The sequence below is a fragment of the Kitasatospora sp. NPDC057198 genome (assembly GCF_042670125.1).
In the GTDB taxonomy this organism is placed as follows: Bacteria; Actinomycetota; Actinomycetes; order Streptomycetales; family Streptomycetaceae; genus Kitasatospora.
On record NZ_JBHUWH010000716.1, the window covers coordinates 1 to 2,661 of the forward strand.

2 protein-coding genes, 1 tRNA gene and 1 riboswitch are annotated in these 2,661 nt (G+C 73.5%); of the genes, 2 read left to right on the forward strand and 1 reads right to left on the reverse strand.

Features of this window, described 5'->3' with window-relative positions; translation table 11 throughout:
- Window positions 1-192: 192 nt before the first annotated feature.
- Window positions 193-264: transfer RNA gene (locus ACFUEL_RS38140), tRNA-Cys, on the reverse strand.
- Window positions 265-569: 305 nt separating this feature from the next.
- Window positions 570-636: riboswitch (guanidine-III (ykkC-III) riboswitch) on the forward strand.
- A gap of 34 nt (window positions 637-670) precedes the next feature.
- Between ACFUEL_RS38140 and ACFUEL_RS38145 the strand changes: the two genes are divergently transcribed.
- Complete coding sequence (locus tag ACFUEL_RS38145; protein ID WP_380242573.1) at window positions 671-985, forward strand: DMT family transporter; 315 nt, start codon at window positions 671-673, stop codon at window positions 983-985.
- Between the two features lie 94 nt (window positions 986-1,079).
- Window positions 1,080-2,552 (forward strand): MFS transporter, encoded by a 1,473-nt coding sequence (locus tag ACFUEL_RS38150; RefSeq protein WP_380242575.1) that lies wholly within the window; start codon window positions 1,080-1,082, stop codon window positions 2,550-2,552.
- Window positions 2,553-2,661 lie beyond the last annotated feature (109 nt).

Here is a 2,661-nt window from a genome sequence, read left to right on the forward strand (position 1 = left end):
GTCCTGAGGACCGCGGCCGGCGCCCGCCGCCGTTCCCGCCCCGCACAGGAGCGGAACTCCGGGAACGCGGGCGGAAAAGGAAGAGGGAAAGGGAAAAGGGGAAGGGGGGAGGGGGAAGGAAAAGAAAAAGGGCAGCAGAATTCACCGGGCGCCCTTTCGTCGAGGAAAGCGCGACCGGTGGATTCCGAGCAGAGACCATGACGGGAATCGAACCCGTGTAAACCGTTTTGCAGACGGTTCCCTGAACCACTCGGGCACATGGTCATGAGTGGGGCCGAGGACGGCGGCAGGCGCCAACGGGCCTGCGGGGAGGGGTGGTTGCGGCTCAGGCGCAACAGCTGCGACGGCCGGAACACGCGCAGCCGGGACAGGGGGCACAGGTGCGGGGCGCTGCGGGGGCCACCGTCTTCCTGTTCATCGCCATCTCCTGTCGGGGTACGGGCTGCGCCGGTCTGTTCCGGTGAATTCACTATAACGGGCGGGGGTCGGCTGGTGTCAATATTCCCCGGCGAAACTCCGGCGAGTCTCCGTAGAATTGCGCCCGGCGGCACCGTGCTACCGTCGGAGGTGGGACGGCCGTTCGGCGGCCGCCCCCGGACGAGGTGCGTCGTACCCGGCACGACAAGACGGCGCGGTAGGTGGTTCGACTACTGCGGAGGAGTCCGTCGTCATGGCCTGGGTGGTTCTGATCGTCGCCGGAGTGCTGGAGACCGTGTGGGCGGTGGCACTGGAGGCGTCCAAGGGGTTCTCGCGGCTGGTGCCGAGCGTGGTGTTCGCGGTGGCGCTGGCGCTGTCGATGGGCGGTCTGGCGTACGCGATGCGGACGATCCCGCTGGGTACGGGGTACGCGGTGTGGGTGGGCATCGGTGCGGTGGGCACCGCGGTGTACGGGATGGTGGCGCTGGGGGACGCGGTGAGCGCGGCCCGGATCACCTGCCTGGTGCTGATCCTGTCCGGGGTGGTCGGGCTCAAGGTGCTGCACTGAGGCGGGGCGGCCCCGGTCCTAGGGCTGGCGGCCGAGGTGCCGTTCCGCCCGCAGGTCAGGATCGAAATGCGCTGACGGCACTTACCATGTCGTGGTGACCAGCACCTCCCCGGCCGAAACGGCGGCACCCACCCGTCCCCTCCTCCCCGACGACGACGGCACCGGCGGGGTGCTCAGCGGCCCCTGGCGGGCGCTGACCCTGGGCATCGTGTCGGTGGTGCTGCTGCTGGCCTTCGAGGCGACGGCGGTGAACACCGCGATGCCGACGGCCGCCCAGCAGCTCGACGGCATCGGCCTGTACGCCTTCGCGTTCTCCGCGTACTTCACCACCACGCTGCTGGCGATGGTGGTCTCGGGGCAGTGGTGCGACCGCGGCGGCCCGCTCGCGCCGCTGTTCAGCGGCATCGCGGTGTTCGCCGCGGGGCTGGTGACGGCCGGCACCGCGGTGAACATGTGGATGTTCGTCGCGGGCCGGGCGGTGCAGGGGCTGGGCGGCGGCCTGGTGATCGTCGCGCTGTACGTGGTGGTCGGCCGGGCGTTCCCGGAGCGGCTGCGGCCGTCGGTGTTCGCGGCGTTCTCGGCGGCCTGGGTGCTGCCCTCGATCCTCGGCCCGGTGATCTCCGGCGCGGTCACCCAGCACCTGGGCTGGCGCTGGGTGTTCCTCGCGGTGCCGGTGCTGGTGCTGCTGCCGCTGGCGGTGATGGGCCCGGCGCTGCGCCGCTCGGAGCGGCGCCGTTCGGAGGGGCCCGAGCCGTCGCTGCGGGCCGGGGCGTACGACTGGCGGCGCACCCGGGACGCGGCGATGGTCGCGCTCGGCGCGGCGCTGCTGCAGTACGCGGGCCAGCGCTTCGACGGCTGGGCGCTGCTGCCCGCGGCGGCGGGGCTGGCGCTGTTGGGCCCGGCGGTGCTGCGGCTGCTGCCGCGCGGCACGCTGCGGGCGGTGCGCGGGCTGCCGACGGTGATCCTGCTGCGCGGGGTCGCGGCGGGCGCGTTCTTCGCGTCCGAGCTGTTCATCCCGCTGATGATGCAGACCCAGCGCGGGCTGTCGGTGACGATGGCGGGCCTGACGCTGGCGCCGGGCGGGCTGTCCTGGGCGTTCGGGTCCTGGCTGCAGGGGCGGCCGGGTGCGGACCGGCACCGGGCGGCGCTGATCCGGGTCGGCTTCGTGTCGACGGCGGTGGCGGTCGGCGGGGCGGCGCTGGTGCTGTTCCCGGCGGTGCCGGTGTGGGTGACGGCGGTGTTCTGGGCGGTCGGCGGCGCCGGGATGGGTCTGGCGATCGCCAGCATCAGCGTGCTGATGATGAAGCTGTCGAAGCCGGAGGAGACCGGTGGCAACTCGGCGGCCCTGCAGCTCAGCGACGCGCTGGGCAACGTGCTGCTGACCGGCCTGGCGGGCGTCCTGTTCGCGGCCCTGGGCGGCGGCGCGGTGGGGGCGGCGGCGCACGGCGCGGACGGCGGTTCGGCGCTGCCGGCGGGGGCGTTCGCCGCGGTGTTCCTGACCATGCCGGTGGTCGCGCTGGTCGGCGCGGTGCTGTCGGGCCGGGCGACCGCGAAGGCCGGCGCCTGACGAGCGGCACCCCGCGAACGGTGGCCAACGGCTTCGGCCGGGCCGCGCCCCGCGAACGGTGGAGAACGGCTCCGGCCGGGCCGCGCCCCCGGGTACGGGGACCGCGGCC